Annotated in this window: 16 protein-coding genes; 11 read left to right on the top strand and 5 right to left on the bottom strand. The window is 73.2% G+C overall.

All coding sequences use genetic code 11. From position 1 onward, the window contains the following. The first annotated feature begins 65 nt into the window (after positions 1-65). Together G6W55_RS19760 and G6W55_RS19755 are read left to right on the top strand one after the other, a co-directional pair. Positions 66-545, top strand: coding sequence for a GNAT family N-acetyltransferase (locus G6W55_RS19760; RefSeq protein WP_175522168.1), 480 nt, complete (start codon positions 66-68; stop codon positions 543-545). A 10-nt stretch (positions 546-555) separates the two neighbouring features. Continuing rightward, positions 556-1,377, top strand: coding sequence for a serine hydrolase (locus G6W55_RS19755; RefSeq protein WP_175522167.1), 822 nt, complete (start codon positions 556-558; stop codon positions 1,375-1,377). Here the strand turns inward: G6W55_RS19755 and G6W55_RS19750 are convergent. Further along, on the bottom strand, positions 1,374-2,024 hold the full coding sequence (locus tag G6W55_RS19750) for a pirin family protein (protein WP_175522226.1): 651 nt from the start codon (positions 2,022-2,024) through the stop codon (positions 1,374-1,376). The two genes, G6W55_RS19755 and G6W55_RS19750, sit on opposite strands and share 4 nt — an antisense overlap. A 96-nt stretch (positions 2,025-2,120) precedes the next feature. On the opposite strand from G6W55_RS19750, the gene fasR reads away from it, so the two are divergent. The 5 genes from fasR to fabF all read left to right on the top strand — a co-directional run bounded on the left by fasR (position 2,121) and on the right by fabF (position 7,024). Beyond that, entirely contained in the window at positions 2,121-3,326 is a 1,206-nt protein-coding gene (gene fasR, locus G6W55_RS19745) for a fatty acid biosynthesis transcriptional regulator FasR (RefSeq protein ID WP_030796755.1), read from the top strand. Between the two features lie 89 nt (positions 3,327-3,415). After that, positions 3,416-4,333, top strand: a complete 918-nt coding sequence (locus G6W55_RS19740; protein WP_175522166.1) for an ACP S-malonyltransferase — start codon at positions 3,416-3,418, stop codon at positions 4,331-4,333. 9 nt (positions 4,334-4,342) lie between these two features. Beyond that, positions 4,343-5,344 (top strand): ketoacyl-ACP synthase III, encoded by a 1,002-nt coding sequence (locus tag G6W55_RS19735; protein ID WP_030796758.1) that lies wholly within the window; start codon positions 4,343-4,345, stop codon positions 5,342-5,344. 83 nt (positions 5,345-5,427) lie between these two features. Next, positions 5,428-5,676: an acyl carrier protein gene (locus G6W55_RS19730; protein WP_030796760.1), complete on the top strand. Its 249-nt coding sequence runs from the start codon at positions 5,428-5,430 to the stop codon at positions 5,674-5,676. 82 nt (positions 5,677-5,758) lie between these two features. Then, complete coding sequence (gene fabF / locus G6W55_RS19725) at positions 5,759-7,024, top strand: beta-ketoacyl-ACP synthase II (protein ID WP_175522165.1); 1,266 nt, start codon at positions 5,759-5,761, stop codon at positions 7,022-7,024. A 68-nt stretch (positions 7,025-7,092) separates the two neighbouring features. Here fabF and G6W55_RS19720 read toward each other — a convergent pair whose 3' ends face one another. Continuing rightward, entirely contained in the window at positions 7,093-7,587 is a 495-nt protein-coding gene (locus G6W55_RS19720; RefSeq protein ID WP_030796767.1) for a DUF3145 domain-containing protein, read from the bottom strand. 336 nt (positions 7,588-7,923) lie between these two features. On the opposite strand from G6W55_RS19720, the gene G6W55_RS19715 reads away from it, so the two are divergent. Both G6W55_RS19715 and G6W55_RS19710 read left to right on the top strand, forming a co-directional pair. Next, positions 7,924-8,823, top strand: a complete 900-nt coding sequence (locus tag G6W55_RS19715; RefSeq protein WP_175522164.1) for an SGNH/GDSL hydrolase family protein — start codon at positions 7,924-7,926, stop codon at positions 8,821-8,823. A 38-nt stretch (positions 8,824-8,861) separates the two neighbouring features. Continuing rightward, complete coding sequence (locus G6W55_RS19710; RefSeq protein WP_175522163.1) at positions 8,862-9,833, top strand: aldose epimerase family protein; 972 nt, start codon at positions 8,862-8,864, stop codon at positions 9,831-9,833. A 92-nt stretch (positions 9,834-9,925) separates the two neighbouring features. Here G6W55_RS19710 and G6W55_RS19705 read toward each other — a convergent pair whose 3' ends face one another. Beyond that, positions 9,926-12,463 (bottom strand): glycoside hydrolase family 3 protein, encoded by a 2,538-nt coding sequence (locus G6W55_RS19705; protein WP_175522162.1) that lies wholly within the window; start codon positions 12,461-12,463, stop codon positions 9,926-9,928. A gap of 166 nt (positions 12,464-12,629) precedes the next feature. Between G6W55_RS19705 and G6W55_RS19700 the strand changes: the two genes are divergently transcribed. Further along, a complete protein-coding gene (locus G6W55_RS19700; RefSeq protein WP_175522161.1) occupies positions 12,630-13,859 on the top strand; it encodes a pyroglutamyl peptidase in 1,230 nt (409 codons plus the stop codon). Positions 13,860-13,898: 39 nt separating this feature from the next. Here the strand turns inward: G6W55_RS19700 and G6W55_RS19695 are convergent, their stop codons facing one another. Next, on the bottom strand, positions 13,899-14,513 hold the full coding sequence (locus tag G6W55_RS19695; RefSeq protein WP_175522160.1) for a LysE family transporter: 615 nt from the start codon (positions 14,511-14,513) through the stop codon (positions 13,899-13,901). Continuing rightward, complete coding sequence (locus tag G6W55_RS19690; RefSeq protein WP_078633358.1) at positions 14,510-15,337, bottom strand: EI24 domain-containing protein; 828 nt, start codon at positions 15,335-15,337, stop codon at positions 14,510-14,512. Before G6W55_RS19690 ends, G6W55_RS19695 begins: the two co-directional genes overlap by 4 nt. Positions 15,338-15,478: 141 nt before the next feature. Between G6W55_RS19690 and G6W55_RS19685 the strand changes: the two genes are divergently transcribed. Then, the gene (locus tag G6W55_RS19685; protein ID WP_254876343.1) at positions 15,479-16,645 is read left to right on the top strand and encodes a serine hydrolase domain-containing protein; all 1,167 of its coding nucleotides are present in this window, start codon (positions 15,479-15,481) and stop codon (positions 16,643-16,645) included. Positions 16,646-17,097 lie beyond the last annotated feature (452 nt).

Genomic DNA, 17,097 nt, shown 5'->3' with positions numbered 1-17,097 from the left:
GAAGCAAGCGGACCGGTGAGAAAACCGTGGGACGCGGCCTGATCACGGCGATTACCGTGCCGGACATGACTGCCGTACGCCGGGCCCGGCCCGAGGACGCCGCCGAGGTGCTGCGGCTGCGTCAGGTGATGATCGACTCGCTGGTTCCCGGCCCGGGTGCCGTGGACTGGCACGCGGACTCGCTGCCCGTGCTGGCGGCCCGGCTCGCCGAGCCCGACGGGGACTTCGGCGTGTTCGTGGTGGACCATCCGCTGCGGCCGGGGGCGCTGGCCGCGCTGGTGGCCGGGACGGTCGAGTACCGGATCGGGCGGGCCGGCAACCCCGAGGGGCGGGTCGGGCACGTCTTCAGCGTCGCCACCGACCCGGAGACCCGGCGCCGCGGGTACGCGCGCGCGTGCATGGAGTCGCTGCTCGGGTGGTTCCGGGAGCGCGGGGTCCCGCAGGTCGACCTGAACGCCTCCGCCGCGGCCGAGCCGCTCTACGCGTCCCTCGGCTTCGTGCGCAAGCCGGACCCCTCGATGCGGCTGACGTTCCCGGCCCCTTAGGCTCGACGGCATGTCCTCCCTGACAAGCCTGGCGTCCATCGCCACCTGGCCGGTTCCCACCGCCGCCGCGGGCGTGGTGCGCGCGGACGGCACCGTCCTGGGCACCCACGGCCCGGTCGGGCGGCGCTTCCCGCTGGCCTCGGTCACCAAGCCGCTCGCCGCGTACGCCGTGCTCGTCGCCTACGAGGAGGGCGCCGTCGAGCTGGACGAGCCGGCCGGGCCGCCCGGGTCGACGGTCCGTCATCTGCTCGCGCACACCTCGGGGCTGGCCTTCGACGAGCACCGGGTGACGGCCCCGCCCGGCGACCGGCGGCTGTACTCCAACGCCGGGTTCGAGCAGCTCGGCGACCATCTCGCCAAGGCCACCGACATCCCGTTCGCCGAGTATCTGCGGCAGGCCGTGCTGGAGCCGCTGGGCATGGCGGACACCTCGCTGGAGGGGTCCCCGGCGAAGGACGCGGTGTCGACGGTCGAGGACCTGCTGCGGTTCGCCGCCGAGGTGCAGGCGCCCCGGCTGCTCGACCCGCGCACGGTGGCGCAGGCGATGACCGTGCAGTACCCGGGCACCAAGGGCGTCCTGCCGGGCTACGGCCACCAGAACCCCAACGACTGGGGTCTCGGCTTCGAGATCCGCGACGGCAAGTCCCCGCACTGGACCGGCGCCGGCTCCTCACCGCGCACCTTCGGTCACTTCGGGCAGTCCGGTACGTTCCTGTGGATCGACCCGGACGCGGGGCTGGCGACCGTCGCGCTGACGGACCGGGCCTTCGGCCCCTGGGCGGTCGAGGCGTGGCCGCCGTTCACGGACGCGGTCCTGGCCGAGCTGCGCTAGGCCATCTCCCAGACCAGCAGCTCGCTCGCGCTCACCCCGGCCGCCGTGAGGTCCTTCGCGTCGGTGATCCGGGCCGCGTCGCCGGGGCCCAGTTCCACGCCGTCAAGACGTGCCGTGCCGCGCACCACGTGGACGTAGACGTACGGCGCGTCCGGCACCGCCGTGCGCTCGCCCGCCGCGAGCCGCCGCACGTGCAGCATCGCGCCGGCCTCGGGGACGGCGTACGGCGTGGCGTCGGCGATCCCGCGGACGATCTCGTACGACGGGTCGCCGCCGGGATCGAGCGGGGCCAGCCACATCTGTACGAAGGTCAGCGGGACGGGGCCGTCGTTGCGCTCGACGTGCCGGACCCCTGACGCCGCGCCGAGCCGCTGGACGTCCCCGGGCCGCACGGTCGTCGCGTGTCCGCGCGAGTCGCGGTGGGTCAGCTCGCCCTCCACCACCCAGGTCACGATCTCGGTGTGGCTGTGCGGATGCTCGTCGAAGCCGGCGCCGGGGGCGAGGCGCTCCTCGTTGCAGGCGATCAGCGCCCCGAAGCGCAGGTTGTCCGGGTCGTAGTGGGGGCCGAAGGAGAACGCGTGCCGGGTCTCGATGCCGGCCGCCGGGTCCCCTCCGGGGTAGCGCGCGTCGGCGCGGCGTACGTCCATCACGGACCCACCGTAGTCCCGCCGGGGCCCGCCCCGTCCCGCGGCCCCACGACCCTCCGGCGCACGTTCGCGTCCCGATAAGGCAGTCTTGTCACCGTGCCCGAACCCGAAGCCACTCACCCCGACCCGGCGGCACACGCCGCGCACCCGCACCCCGCGACCATGAAGCGGCTGGTGAAGTCCTCCGGAAGTCTGGCCGCCCAGGCCATCGCGCGGATGGACGAGACCCTGCCCTGGTACCGGGCGATGCCCCCGGAGAACCGTTCCTGGATCGGGCTGGTCGCCCAGGCGGGCATCGCCGCGTTCACCGAGTGGTTCCGGCACCCCGACGCGCCGCAGGCGATCTCCACCGATGTGTTCGGCACCGCCCCGCGCGAGCTGACCCGGGCCATCACCCTGCGCCAGACCGTGGAGATGGTGCGCACCACCATCGAGGTCATGGAGTCCGCGATCGACGAGGTCGCGGCCCCGGGCGACGAGAGCGTCCTGCGGGAGGCGCTGCTGGTCTACGCCCGGGAGATCGCCTTCGCGACCGCCCAGGTGTACGCCCAGGCCGCCGAGGCACGCGGCGCCTGGGACGCCCGGCTGGAGTCCCTCGTGGTCAACGCGGTGCTCAGCGGGGAGGCCGACGAGGGCGCGGTGAGCCGGGCCGCGGCGCTCGGCTGGAACGCGCCGGAGCATGTGTGCGTGGTCCTCGGCACCGCCCCCGACGGGGACTCCGAGCTGACCGTCGAGGCGATCCGGCGGGCCTCGCGGCACGCCAAGCTCCAGGTGCTCACCGGGGTGCTCGGATCGCGGCTCGTGGTGATCGCCGGCGGCAGCGACAATCCGCTGGCCGTCGCCAAGTCGCTGATCGGGCCGTTCGCCGCGGGACCGGTGGTCGCCGGGCCCGTCGTACCCGATCTGCTCGCCGCGACCCGGTCCGCACAGGCCGCCGCGGCGGGGCTCAAGGCGTGTTCCGCCTGGCAGGACGCACCCCGTCCGGTACTGGCGGACGATCTCCTCCCGGAGCGCGCGATCGCCGGTGATCCCAGCGCGCGCGAGCAGTTGGTGGAGGAGATCTACAGACCGCTGGAGGAGGCCGGGTCGGCGCTCCTTGAGACGCTCTCGGTCTATCTCGAACAGGCGAGCAGTCTGGAGGGCGCGGCGCGGATGCTGTTCGTCCATCCCAACACCGTGCGCTACCGGCTTCGACGTGTGACTGACGTCACCGGTTGGTCGCCTTCGGATGTACGCTCCGCGTTCACGCTGCGGATCGCGCTGATCCTGGGGCGCCTGATGGATGGCGAACCCCAGACCTAGGCTTTTGTCGGGGGTCCACAAAACCCCCTGCCGTTCTTCGTCCCTGTCCCCACGGGCGGCTTTGCCCGTCCCCAAGAGAGAGTGTGAGAGTGCTCGTACTCGTCGCTCCCGGCCAGGGCGCCCAGACGCCCGGCTTCCTGACTCCCTGGCTCGAACTGCCCGGTGCCGCGGACCGCGTCGCCGCGTGGTCGGACGCCATCGGCCTGGACCTCGCCCACTACGGCACCCAGGCCGACGCGGACGAGATCCGCGACACCGCGGTGGCCCAGCCGCTGCTGGTGGCCGCCGGCATCCTGTCCGCCGCCGCGCTCGGCGACGTGTCGCCCGGCGCCGTCGCCGGACACAGCGTCGGTGAGTTCACCGCCGCCGTCCTCGCGGGCGTCCTCGACGACACCGCCGCGCTGGCCCTCGTCCGCAGGCGGGGTCTGGCCATGGCCGACGCCGCCGCGGTGACCGCCACCGGTATGTCCGCGCTGCTCGGCGGGGACCCCGAGGTGTCCGTCGCGCATCTGGAGAAGCTGGGCCTGACCCCGGCGAACATCAACGGCGCGGGCCAGATCGTCGCCGCCGGCACGCTGGAGCAGCTCGCCGCGCTGAACGAGGACAAGCCCGAGGGGGTCCGCAAGGTCGTCCCGCTGAAGGTGGCCGGCGCGTTCCACACGCACCACATGGCCCCCGCGGTGGAGACCCTCGCCAAGGCCGCCGCGGACGTCACGGCCGCCGACCCGAAGGTCGCCTACGTCTCCAACAAGGACGGCGGCACCGTCGCCGCCGGCGCCGAGATCCTGGACCGGCTGGTCGGCCAGGTCGCCAACCCGGTCCGCTGGGACCTGTGCATGGAGACCTTCAAGGAGCTGGGCGCGACCGCGATCGTCGAGGTCTCCCCCGGCGGCACCCTCGTGGGCCTCGCCAAGCGTGCCCTGCCCGGCGTCAGAACGCTGGCGCTGAAGACCCCCGACGACCTCGACGCCGCTCGCGAGCTCATCGCCGAGCACGGCGTCGCCTGAGGAGCCCTGATGGCGAAGATCAAGCCCAGCAAGGGCGCCCCGTACGCGCGGATCCTCGGCGTCGGCGGGTACCGGCCCGTCCGGGTGGTGCCCAACGAGGTCATCCTGGAGACGATCGACTCCTCCGACGAGTGGATCCGCTCGCGCTCCGGCATCGAGACCCGGCACTGGGCGAACGCCGAGGAGACCGTGGCCGCCATGTCGGTGGAGGCGTCCGGCAAGGCGATCGCCGACGCCGGGATCGCCGCCGAGCAGATCGGCGCCGTGGTCGTCTCGACCGTCTCGCACTTCAAGCAGACCCCGGCCGTGGCGACGGAGATCGCCGACAAGCTGGGCACCGCCAAGGCCGCCGCCTTCGACATCTCGGCCGGCTGCGCGGGCTTCGGCTACGGCCTCACCCTCGCCAAGGGCATGATCGTCGAGGGTTCGGCGGAGTACGTCCTGGTGATCGGCGTGGAGCGGCTGTCCGAGCTGACCGATCTGGAGGACCGTGCGACGGCCTTCCTGTTCGGTGACGGCGCGGGCGCGGTCGTGGTCGGCCCGTCCACCGAGCCGGCGATCGGCCCGACGGTGTGGGGCTCCGAGGGCGACAAGTCGGAGACCATCAAGCAGACCGTGCCGTGGACGGACTACCGCGACGGCACCGTCGAGCGGTTCCCCGCGATCACGCAGGAGGGCCAGGCGGTCTTCCGCTGGGCCGTGTTCGAGATGGCGAAGGTCGCCAAGGAGGCGCTGGACGCCGCCGGGATCTCCGCCGCCGACCTGGACGTCTTCATTCCGCACCAGGCCAACGAGCGGATCATCGACTCGATGGTGAAGACCCTCAAGCTGCCGGAGTCCGTCACGGTCGCCCGGGACGTGCGCACCACCGGAAACACCTCGGCCGCCTCGATCCCGCTCGCGATGGAGCGGCTCCTGGCGACCGGCGAGGCGAAGAGCGGCGACACGGCGCTCGTCATCGGATTCGGGGCGGGTCTCGTCTACGCCGCCACTGTCGTTACCCTCCCCTAGGCACTCCGTGCCGGATCATGCGATCCGGGGCGGGATGAAGCACCACAGCCACACCCTCTGGATACCAAAGAAGGAGCGCCACCATGGCCGCCACTCAGGAAGAGATCGTCGCCGGTCTCGCCGACATCGTCAACGAGATCGCCGGCATCCCGGTTGAGGACGTCCAGTTGGACAAGTCCTTCACCGACGACCTGGACGTCGACTCGCTGTCCATGGTCGAGGTCGTCGTCGCCGCCGAAGAGCGCTTCGACGTCAAGATCCCGGACGAGGACGTCAAGAACCTCAAGACGGTCGGCGACGCGACCGAGTACATCCTCAAGAACCAGGGCTGATCCACCCCGGTCCCCTGGGCCGGACTGCCCCGCCACCCGGCGGTGGCGCCGCTGAATCCTCGTCACGTTGGAGAAAGAATCCGTGAGCCCGACCAATCGCACCGTGGTCGTCACCGGTATCGGCGCAACCACACCGCTGGGTGGCGACGCAGCCTCTACCTGGGAGGGGCTGATCGCCGGCAGGTCCGGTGTGAAGCTCCTGGAGCAGGACTGGGCGGCCGACCAGGCCGTCCGTATCGCGGCCCCGGTCGCCGTGGAGCCGACCGAGGTCATTCCGCGGCCGCAGGCCCGCAAGCTGGACCGCTCGGCGCAGTTCGCGCTGATCGCGGCCCAGGAGGCGTGGAAGGACGCCGGCTTCGAGGGCCGGGCCGGTGAGGACCCGGCCGCCGACCCCGACCGGCTCGGCGCCGTGATCGCCTCCGGCATCGGCGGTGTCACCACCCTTCTCGACCAGTACGACGTGCTGAAGGAGAAGGGCGTCCGCCGGGTCTCCCCGCACACCGTGCCGATGCTGATGCCGAACAGCCCGTCCGCCAACGTGGGTCTGCTCGTGGGCGCCCGCGCGGGCGTGCACACGCCGGTCTCGGCGTGCGCGTCGGGCGCGGAGGCCATCGGCTACGCCATCGAGATGATCCGTACCGGCCGCGCCGACGTCGTCGTCGCCGGTGGTACGGAGGCCGCCATCCACCCGCTGCCGATCGCCGCGTTCGGCAACATGATGGCGATGTCCAAGAACAACGAGAACCCGCAGGCCGCCTCGCGCCCCTACGACGTCGCCCGCGACGGTTTCGTGATGGGCGAGGGCGCCGGTGTGGTCGTCCTGGAGTCCGCCGAGCACGCGGCGAAGCGCGGGGCCCGCGTGTACGCCGAGGCGGTCGGCCAGGGCATCTCCGCCGACGCGCACGACATCGTGCAGCCGGAGCCGGAGGGCCGCGGCATCTCGCACGCCCTCCAGAACCTGCTGGACAACACCGACCTGGACCCGGCGGAGATCGTGCACGTGAACGCGCACGCCACCTCCACCCCGGCCGGTGACATCGCCGAGCTGAAGGCGCTGCGGAAGGTCTTCGGGGACGAGGCGGACCACTTCGCGGTCTCCGCGACCAAGTCGATGACCGGTCACCTCCTGGGCGGCGCCGGCGGTGTCGAGTCCGTGGCGACGGTCCTGGCGCTGTACCACCGGGTGGCCCCGCCGACCATCAACGTCGAGAACCTCGACCCCGAGGCGAACGTCGACATCGTCCGCGGCGAGGCGCGCAAGCTGCCCGTGGAGGGCCGTATCGCCGCGCTGAACGACTCGTTCGGCTTCGGCGGGCACAACGTGGTGCTGGCGTTCCGCACGGTCTGAGAGACGCGCGTACGCGTGTGAAGGGGCCCCACCTTCCGAGGTGGGGCCCCTTCATGTCGCGCGGGTGCTCAGACCACCTGGTGCAGCCAGCGCACCGGGGCGCCCTCGCCGGCGTAGCGGAAGGGCTCCAGTTCGTCGTCCCAGGGCTTGCCGAGGAGCTTGGCCAGCTCGGCCTCCAGGTCCGTCTCCCCGCGCTGGCTGCGCAGCAGGGCGGCGCGCAGCCGGTCCTCGGGGATCAGGATGTCGCCGTGGATGCCGGTGACGGCGTGGTAGATGCCGAGGTCGGGGGTGCAGCTATAGCGCTCGCCCTCGGCGGTGGCGCAGGGCTCGGCGGTGACCTCGAAGCGCAGCAGATGCCAACCGCGCAGCGCGGAGGCGAGTTTGGAGGCGGTGCCCACCTCGCCCTGCCAGGAGAACTCCGAGCGCCAGGTGCCCGGCGCGGCGGGCTGCCGGATCCAGTCGAGGCTGACGCGTGTGCCGAGCACCCCGGCGACGGCCCACTCGACGTGCGGGCACAGCGCGCGCGGCGCGGAGTGCACGTACAGAACTCCACGTGTCGTCACCGGGACCTCCGGGCAGAGCGGGACAGTCTTGCTGGCTGGTGTGGCGGCGGTGGCAGGCAGCCGCGTTGATGGCGAGGCTACCGTGCGGCGGTGCAAGGAGTGTGACGTACCGTCGGTCCCGGTGCCCCGAAACCGCCGCCATTCACCCGGCAGGACGCCTGGAGCGGGGTCGCGCGTTCCCTCTTGTGGGCCATCTTGTCGGCCGTGTTCCCCGGGCCGCGGTCCGGGCCGGGCCCCGGCCGGGACCGCGCCGGGTCCTCGTCGGGCGGCGGTGCGGGAACTCCCGGACGTTGTCATGAGGGGGCGTCGTACCGAGAACGAGGGGATCATCAGGGGATGCGGATGCGATACCGGCGGGCGCGCGCGGGGCTGGCCGTCACCACGGCCGCCGTGCTGGGGCTGGCCGGCTGTGACGCGCTGGGCGGCGGGGGCGACGCGCCGTCCGGGGACCGGGCGGGGCGGGTGAGTCCGTCGCCGTCGCCGACCCCGCTGTGGGACTCCAGTCCGTCGTCGATGGCGGCGGTGGGCGACTCCATCACGCGTGGTTTCGACGCCTGTTCGGTCCTCCAGGACTGCCCGGAGGTGTCCTGGGCGACCGGGGCCAGCACCGAGGTGAACAGCCTGGCGGTCCGGCTGCTGGGTACGGCGAAGGCGGCCACACACAGTTGGAACTACGCGGTGACCGGCTCACGGATGGCGGACCTGCCGGCCCAGATGACCCGGGCCGCGGCCAGAAAGCCGCAGCTCGTGACGGTGATGGCGGGGGCGAACGACGCGTGCCGGGCGTCCACCGCGGCGATGACGCCGGTCGCCGAGTTCCGCGCCGACTTCCAGGACGCGCTGCGCGCGCTGCGCCGCGAGGTGCCGAAGGCGCAGGTGTACGTGGCGAGCGTGCCGAACCTGAAGCGGCTGTGGGCGCAGGGGCGCACCAGTGTGCTGGGCAAGCAGGTGTGGAAGCTCGGGATCTGCCCGTCGATGCTGGGCGACGCGGACGCGCTGGACTCGGCGGCGACCGAGCGCCGCGACACCGTGCTGCGGCGCGTGGAGGACTACAACGCGGTGCTGGAGGAGGTCTGCGCGAAGGACGAGCGGTGCCGGTTCGACGGCGGCGCGGTGTACGACTTCCGGTTCGGCACGGATCAGTTGAGCCACTGGGACTGGTTCCATCCGAGCACCGACGGACAGGCGCGGCTGGCCGAGATCGCCTACCGGAAGGTGGTCGCGAAGGTGCCGTGACTGGGGCGTCCGCCGGGCCGTGACTTAATGTTCCGCTCATGAGCGAACACTTCGGAACACTTTCCGACGGCACCGCGGTGCACCGCTGGACGCTGGAGCGGGCGGGCACCCGGGTGCGGGTGCTGTCGTACGGCGGGATCGTGCAGTCCGTGGAGGTCCCGGACCGGGACGGGCGGACGGCGGACGTGGTGGTGGGGTTCGCGGACCTGGACGGCTATGTCACGCACCCGGAGCCCTTTCTCGGCGCGCTGATCGGACGGTACGCGAACCGGATCGCGCACGCCCGTTTCCCGCTGGACGGGGTGACGTACGCGCTGGAGCCCAACAACGCGCCCAACTCCCTGCACGGCGGCCCCCGCGGCTTCGACAAGCGGGTGTGGGACGTGACGCCGGTCGAGCACGGGCTGCGGCTGAGCCGGGTCAGCCCGCACGGCGAGGAGGGCTTCCCGGGGCGGCTCGAGGTCACGGCGACCTACACGCTGGACGCGTCGGGCGCGCTGCGTCTCGCGTACGAGGCGGTGACCGACGAACCGACCCTGGTGAACCTGACCAACCACAGCTACTTCAACCTGGCCGGCGCCGGGAACGCCTGGGGTCATGAACTGCGGCTCGCGGCCGCCCGGTACACGCCGGTGGACGCGGATCTCGTCCCGACCGGGGAGCTGGCCGAGGTCGCGGACACCCGCTTCGACTTCCGGAGCCCGCGCAAGCTGGGGCCCGGCTACGACCACAACTTCGTGCTCGACAAGGGCGTCACCGCCGCTCCGGTGGAGGTGGCCGAGCTGTACGACCCGGGGTCCGGGCGGGTGCTGACGGTGGCGACGACCGAGCCCGGCATCCAGGTGTACTCGGCGGACCACCTGGGCGAACCGTTCCTGCCCGGGGAGGGGATCGCGCTGGAGACCCAGCACTTCCCGGACTCCCCGAACCGTCCGGAGTTCCCGAGCACCGAGCTGCGGCCGGGCGAGGTGTACCGCTCGGAGACGGTGTACGGGTTCGGGGTGCGCTAGGGCGGTCTGCTGCCGGGTGGGTGTAGTAAGCCCCGGTCCAGGGGTCAGGGTCCCGGACCGGGGCTGCTCGAGGGGGCGTCTGGGGCCCGCTGTCAGACGGTAACCGCCACGCCGATCCTGCGGTCCGCGATCGAGCGTCCCACCTGGATTTCGTACGAACCCTTCACAAAGAACCACCGGTGAGCGGTCTCGTCCCAGATCTCGAAGGCGCGCCGGGGCAGATCGAGGGTGACCTCGGCGGTCTCCCCCGGCCCGGCCTCGACGGCGGCGAAACCGGCGAGCCAGCGGGCCGGGCGGTGCGGCTGGTCCGGGTGGCCGGCGTCGGGCTCGGCGTGGGGCTCGGTGGGTGCGAGGTAGACCTGCACGACCTCGCGGCCGGGGCGGGTGCCGGTGTTGCGGACCCGCACCCTCACCGTCGTCCCCTCCGCCGTCGTCCCGGTCGCCTCGGCGGATTCGTAGGCCCAGTCGGTGTAGCCGAGGCCGTGACCGAAGGGGTAGGACGGGGTGCGGCCGGCCCGCTCCCAGGCGCGGTGGCCGATGAGGACGCCCTCGTCGTACGGGAGCCGGCCGTCGTCCGGGGCGACCCGGGTGACCGGGGCGTCGGCGAGGGAGCCCCAGGTGGTGGGGAGCCGCCCGCCGGGCTCCTCGGCGCCGGTGAGGACGTCGGCGAGGGCGGCGCCGCCCTCCTGGCCGGGGAACCAGGTGAGCAGCACGGCGGCGACGTCCTCGCGCCAGGGCAGTTCGACCGGGGCGCCGGAGTTGACGACCACGACGGTGCGGGGGTTGGCGGCGGCGACGGCGCGGACCAGGTCGTCCTGACGGCCGGGCAGCCTCAGGTCGGTGCGGTCGTGGCCCTCGGACTCGACGCGTTCGGTGGTGGCGACGACGACCACGGCGGTGTCGGCGGCGCGGGCGGCCTCGACCGCCTCGGCGATCAACTCGTCGGGGTCGCGCCGGGGTTCCTGGTGGCAGAGGGTGAAGGTGACGATCTTCAGCGGCCCGTCCGCGGGGAGTTCGACGACGTACGTCAGGGAGACGTCGACCGGTTCGCCCGCGGTCAGTTCGACGCGGGCGCGTTCCACCGGGCCGCCGAAGAAGGCGGCGAACGGGTCCTTCTTCTCGGGGCGTTCGACGCCCTCGAAGCGCACGGTGCCGCCGACGGCGAGCCGGAAGGCGCCCAGGCCCCGGGTGCCGAAGGTGTGGACGCCGCTCTCGCGCGGGGTGAAGGTGCCGGTGAGTTCGACGGTGCGCAGCCGGTCGTGGGTGACGCCCTCGGGGAGGTCGGCGCCCATCCACTGGATGTGGCCGTTGGGCGCGGAGCCGGTGCCGAGCAGGGTGCCGTCGGCGGCCCGGCAGACCGCGCGCAGCGCGAACCCCCGGTCGGCGACGGCGAGTTCCTCGTCGGGGTCGGCGCCGACGGCGTAGGTCAGGGCGCCCTCGGGCAGGGCGGCGGTCAGGCCGTCGAGCGGGGAGACCGTCCGGGCCGGGAAGACCACGGCGGAGCCGCCGCCGAGGATCCGGGCGTCGCGGGCGGCGGCGCCGATCAGGGCGACGGTGGTGCCGGGCCGCAGCGGCAGGGCCGCGCGCTCGTTGCGGACCAGGACGAAGGAACGGCGGGCCAGTTCACGGGCGAGCGCCTCGCCGTCGATGCCGGCGGGCGGGTCGGTGACGGCGGGTCCGGCGCCGGCCAGGGCACCGACGCGGGCCGCCAGGCGCAGGACGCGGCGTACGGCGGTGTCGACCTCGGACTCGTCGAGGCGGCCGTCGCGCACGGCCTCGGCGAGGGCGGGGCCGTAGACGGTCCGCGGGCCGGGCATCGCGAGGTCGAGGCCGCCGCGCAGGGCGCGGACGGTGTCGCGGGCGGCCGACCAGTCGGAGACGTTGACGCCGTCGAAGCCCCAGGTGTCGCGCAGCACCTCGTTCACGAGGTGGTGGTGCTCGGTCATGGTGGTGCCGTTGACCGAGTTGTAGGCGGTCATGACGCCCCAGGGGCGCGCGTCCTTGACGATGGCTTCGAAGGGGGCCAGGTACAGCTCGTGCAGGGCGCGTTCGCCGATCAGGTTGTCGACCGTGAAGCGCTCGGTCTCGGCGTCGTTGGCGACGAAGTGCTTGACGGTGATGCCGACGCCGCCCTCCTGGACACCCGTCACATAGCCGGTGCCGATCCGGCCGGTGAGGTACGGGTCCTCGCTGTACGCCTCGAAGTGGCGGCCGCCGAGCGGGGAGCGGTGCAGGTTGACGGTGGGGGCGAGCAGCACGTGGACGCCCTTGCGGCGGGCCTCCTGGGCGAGCAGCGCACCGGCGCGGCGGGCGAGGGCCGGGTCCCAGGTGGCGGCGAGGGCGGTCGGTGAGGGCAGGGCGATCGAGGGGTCGTCGGAGGTCCAGCGCACCCCTCGGACGCCGATCGGGCCGTCGGACATGACGAGGGAGGCGAGGCCGATCTCCGGCAGCGTGGGCAGCGACCAGGTGTCCTGCCCGGCCAGGAGCCGGGCCTTGGCGTCCAGGTCGAGCCGGGCGAGAGCGGCCTCGACGGCGTGCTCGGTCGCGGCGTCGGGCACAGCGTCGGACACGGTGCCGGTCGTCGTGCCGGGTCCGGTCCGGGTCGCCGACTCGGGTCCTGCTGCTGCCATGGGGGCCTCCTCGTCGAGTGCGGGCGCGCGGTCGTTCCATCGTGCATCGGCGGGCCGGTCCCGTCCGGCGGAAACGCGCGCCATGGCGCCGGCCCCTTCCGTCACGGGATACTTCCCCGGTCCCGCACCACGCTTCCCCCACAGCGACGGAAGGACCTGAACTCCTGTGCACGCACTACGCGTTCGTGTCGGTCTCCTCGGACTGGCCCTGCTGGCCGGTCTCTCCGCCCCCGCCACCGCGACCGCGGCCCCGGCCGCACCCGCCCCCACCGTCGAGGAACTGCGGCTGGACCGGGCCGTCCCCCAGGAGATCCTGGCCCGCTCCGGGTTCGACGCGCTCGCCCCGCGGCTGGCCCGGCTGCTGGCGGACGCGCGCTCCTACGCGCAGGCCCGCCGGATCGTCGTCCGCGAGGGCACCGCGCTGTGGCGGCGGGCCGTGGACCGGGCGCAGGGCCGCGGTCCGGCGGGCGGCGACCTGAGCCGGGACGACGACCGGCCGCTGTACTGGGCCCGGCTCGGTCTGAGCCGTGAAGTGCGCACCTGGGAGCCGGAGTTCGGGCTCGGTGAGGCCCAGCGCGGCGCGCTGCTCGACTCCCTGGAGCGCACCTCGCGCGGGCAGACCGGCATCGGGTATCCGCGCACCGAGGGGCTCAAGCGGGTCCTGGTGACCGGCTTCGACCCGTTCACCCTGGACCGGGACATCCGGATCTCCAACCCGTCCGGGGCCAGTGCGCTCGCCCTCGACGGCACGGTGATCGAGACGGCGGACGGTCCCGCGCGGGTGGAGGCGGTGGTGTTCCCGGTGCGCTGGCGGGACTTCGCGGAGGGCACGGTGGAGCGCACCCTGCGGCCGTATCTGCCGCGCGTCGATCTGTTCGCGACCGTGAGCCAGGGCCGGGTCGGCCGCTTCGACGTGGAGCGCACCAACGGCGCCTGGCGCGGCGGTTTCGCGGACAACGAGAACGTCGGCGACACCGGTACGATCCCGGTCGCCGACCCCGCCGGGCAGCCGCAGTGGACGACGACGACCCTGCCGTACGCGGCGATCACGGCGGCCGCCACCGGGCGGTTCCCGGTCTACGACAACACGAGCGTGACCGAGATACCGGCGGGCGGCACCACGGCCGTCGTACGGCCGGACGGGCCCACCGCGGGGTCGGTCGCGCGGGCCGGGGGCGGCGGCGACTATCTCTCCAACGAGATCGCCTACCGGGCGACGCTGCTGCGCGACCGGCTCGGGCTGCACGGGCGGCTGCCGGGCGGGCATGTGCACACGCCGGTGCTCCAGTTCGGCGCCGGCAACACGACGGAGGTGACCGATCCGGAGTTCGTCCGGAACCGGCTGGACATCGTGGCGCAGGTGCGGGCGATCCTGGCGGTGGCGGCCGGGGAGTAGCCCGAAGCGAGAGGGCGGGGTGCTCAGTGGGCGGGGTCCTCAGTGGGCGGGTGCGAAGGCGAGGCTGATGCCGAGGCCGGCGAGGACCGTGCCGATCACCTTGTTGAGGACCTTCTGGGCGCGCAGCATCAGGGTGCGCATCCGCTCCTGCGAGAAGAACACGGCGACGACGCCGAACCAGAGCAGATGCGCCAGCGCCATGAACAGGCCGTAGCCCATCTGCTGGGCGACGGGTGTGCCGGGGCTGACGACCTGGGAGAACGTGGAGACGACGAAGAGCGTGGTCTTCGGGTTGAGGACGTTGGTGAGGAACCCGGCGCGCAGCGCGGCGAACGGCGTGATTTCGGTGCCGGCGGTGAGGTCGATCTCGACGTCGCCCTTGGTGCGGAAGGTGCGGACGCCGATGTAGATCAGGTAGGCCGCGCCGATGACCTTGATGACCGTGAACAGGACGGTGGACGACGCGATCAGCAGGCCCACGCCGAGCATGGTGTAGGTGACGTGCACGAGGACGCCGGCGGCGACGCCGGTGGCGGCGAGCAGTCCGGTGCGGCGGCCGAAGAGGTAGCTGTTGCGGACGATCATCGCGAAGTCGGCGCCGGGGGCGACGACGGCCAGGACGGTGATGACGGCGACGGCGAGGATCTCGGTCACGCGGTGATCTCCTCGGAGTCGCCGCCGCCGTTCCCGCCGTTCGCGTCGTCGTCCCCGTCGTTCTCGCCGTCCTCCTGGATCTCCTCGCCGCGCAGTTCGCGGGCCATGAGGGTGGCGCCGGCGACCGCGCCCGGCATCAGGAACACGGCGACGAAGGGCACCAGGAAGGACACGGCCAGCGGGGTGCCGAAGCCCCACACCAGGGTCTTGCGGGTGCGCAGCAGGGCGAGGCGGGCGCGCAGGTCGACGCCGCGGCGCTGGAGGGCGACGGAGGTCAGTTCCTCGGTGAGGAAGAAGCCGGTGACGAAGAACCCGATCACGGGGACGACCGTCTGTCCGACGAGCGGGATGAATCCGCAGGCGAACAGCAGCAGGCCCCAGACCAGGGCGCGGGCCAGGATGCGCAGGCTGTCGCGGGCGGAGATCCACAGTTCCTGCCAGAGGGGCAGGGTGGACTGCGGTGCGGTGCCGTCGGGGGACACGTCCCGGTCGACCTTCTCCGAGAGGCTCTCGTAGAAGGGCTGGCCGATCAGCAGGGTGACGGCGGTGAAGGTGAGGACGGACAGCAGCAGGCCGAGGGCGAACAGCACGGCGGTGAGGAAGCCTCGGAACAGGCCCTGCCAGGGGCTGGACCAGTCGTCGGCGAAGGGCGTCGCCCAGCCGACGAAGTCCGCGCCCCACACCGCGAGCGCGACGAGCGCGGCGATGTAGAGGACGAGTGTGATCAGGCCGGGAAGCAGCCCGAATCCGTACTGCTTGCCGTGCCGGGCCACCCAGCGCTGGCCCTTCAGGAGGTACCGGAACCCCACCCCAAGATCTCGCATGGCCGAACTCTAGCCCGAGGCCGGGACAAGGGCCTCTAGGCCGTCCGGGGTATCGGTGACACCGACACCCCGCTGTCACAGTTGAGTCGAACGGGTACACCTCGCCGTACCGGTCTGTGGAAGGCCGGCTGAGGAGAGCGGATGACTGGGATGGCGGACACGCAGGAGATCCACGGCACCGTGGCCGACGGCTTCGAGGCGGTACGGGAGGAGTTCGCCTCGTTCGTCGCCGGGGAACTGCCGGACTACGAGGGGCAGTTGACGGCGTACGTGCACGGCAGACGGGTCGTCGACCTGTGGGCCGGCGGGGCGGGACCCGATGCCCTGTACGGGGTGTTCTCGTCGACCAAGGGCGCGGCCCATCTGGTGGTGGCGCTGCTGGTGCAGGACGGCACGCTGGAGCTGGACCGCAAAGTCACCTACTACTGGCCGGAGTTCGCCTCCGAGGGCAAGGGGCAGCTCACCCTGCGCGATCTGCTGGCGCACCGGGCGGGGGTGGTCGGCACGGACACCGGCTTCTCGCCGCGGGAGCTGGCGGACGACCGTCAGATCGCCGAACGCCTCGCCGACCAGCGGCCGTTCTGGCGTCCCGGTACGGCCTTCGGCTACCACGCCCTGGTCATCGGCGCGCTCACGGGTGAGGTGGTGCGGCGGGCGACGGGCCGCACGCTCCAGGAGGTGTACGCGGAGCGGGTGCGCGCGCCGTACGGGCTGGACTTCTTCCTGGGGCTGCCGTCGGCGCACGAGCCGCGGTTCCGCAGCGCGCAGCCGATGGCGCCGACGGCCGAGCAGCGGGCGCTCCTCGACTCCCTGCCGGGCGGGCCGCACACCCTGGCCTCGATCGCCTTCAACCGGCACGCCGCCGAGCCGACCGACCTGGAACTCCTGCCGAACGATCCGCTGGTGCGGAGCCGGGGCCCGGCCTCGGTGGGCGGCGTCGCCTCGGCACGCGGCCTGGCCGGCCTGTACGCGGCGGCGATCAGCGAGGTCGGCGGCAAGGCACCGCTGCTGAAGGAGGACACGGCGGCGGAGTTCGGCCAGGTCCACTCCGTCGGCTACGACCTGGTGGCACGGGCCCACAAGTCGTACGGCCTGGGCTTCCAGGCGACGGCGGACACCTGGCACCCGTTCCTCGGCACCGGCACCTTCGGCCACAGCGGCGCAGCCGGCTCCCAGGCGTTCGCGGACCCGCGCAGCGGCCTGGCGTACGGCTACACCCGCCGCCGCTTCGCCTTCCCGGGCGGCGCGGCACCGGAGAACGGGCGTCTGGCGGCGGCGGTACACCGGGCGGCGCTCGCGGCGGGGTGATCACGCCGGGGGCGGCTGGGCATCTCGGCCCGGCGGACGCCGCGTGGTACGGCCCGGGGCCGCGTGGTACGGCCCGGGGGCACCGCCGGTCGACGCGGCCCGGGAGGGGCACCGCCAGGTGGCCGGACCCGGGGGGGGGCAGCCGAACGGTCCCGCCCGGGGGCGCCGAGCTATCCGGCCCTGCGGGCGCCGCGTGGCCCGGGGGGCGCCGTCGAGTGATGCGGTCGGGGGCACCGCCACGTGATCCGGCCTGGGGGCCGCCGAACGATCCCGCTCCGGGGCGCCGCCGCGAGACCCAGCCCGGCGGGCGCCGCCAGGTGATCCGGCCCCGGGGCACCGTCGAGTGATTCCACCTGGGGGTGGTGCCTCCAGGAGCTCCCGCCAGGAGGCACCGCCGGGTGAGAGGGCGGGAGGCGTCGTCCAGCGATCCGGCCCCGGGGCGAGCAGCGCCG

This window comes from Streptomyces sp. CAI-85 (assembly GCF_013363615.1).
Classification (GTDB): Bacteria; Actinomycetota; Actinomycetes; order Streptomycetales; family Streptomycetaceae; genus Streptomyces; species Streptomyces antibioticus_B.
The sequence above is the reverse complement of the archived record's forward strand: the minus strand, read 5'-3'. Positions and strand labels throughout refer to the sequence as shown.